Source organism: Stenotrophomonas sp. SAM-B, from assembly GCF_013387485.1.
GTDB lineage: Bacteria > Pseudomonadota > Gammaproteobacteria > Xanthomonadales > Xanthomonadaceae > Stenotrophomonas > Stenotrophomonas maltophilia_AA.
The window spans coordinates 1-447 of record NZ_JABBXB010000031.1 but is presented as its reverse complement, the minus strand read 5'-3'; the positions used below and the strand labels follow the sequence as shown (position 1 = coordinate 447).

Genomic DNA, 447 nt, shown 5'->3' with positions numbered 1-447 from the left:
TGCAGTGGGGAATCTTGCGCAATGGGCGAAAGCCTGACGCAGCGACGCCGCGTGAGGGAAGAAGGCCTTCGGGTTGTAAACCTCTTTCAGGAGGGACGAAGGTCGGGTTAATAGCGGCCCGAGTGACGGTACCTCCAGAAGAAGCCCCGGCTAACTACGTGCCAGCAGCCGCGGTAATACGTAGGGGGCAAGCGTTGTCCGGAATTATTGGGCGTAAAGAGCGTGTAGGCGGTCCGGTCAGTCGGTTGTGAAAGTCAGGGGCTCAACCCTTGAATGCCGGCCGATACTGCCGGGCTAGAGTCCGGAAGAGGAAAATGGAATTCCCGGTGTAGCGGTGAAATGCGCAGATATCAGGAAGAACACCCGTGGCGAAGGCGGTTTTCTGGGACGGTACTGACGCTGAGACGCGAAAGCGTGGGGAGCGAACAGGATTAGATACCCCTGTAG

Annotated in this window: 1 rRNA gene; it reads left to right on the top strand. The window is 58.2% G+C overall.

Features of this window, described 5'->3' with window-relative positions:
* A 16S ribosomal RNA gene (locus tag HH110_RS19090) occupies window positions 1–447 on the top strand; the annotation flags it as partial.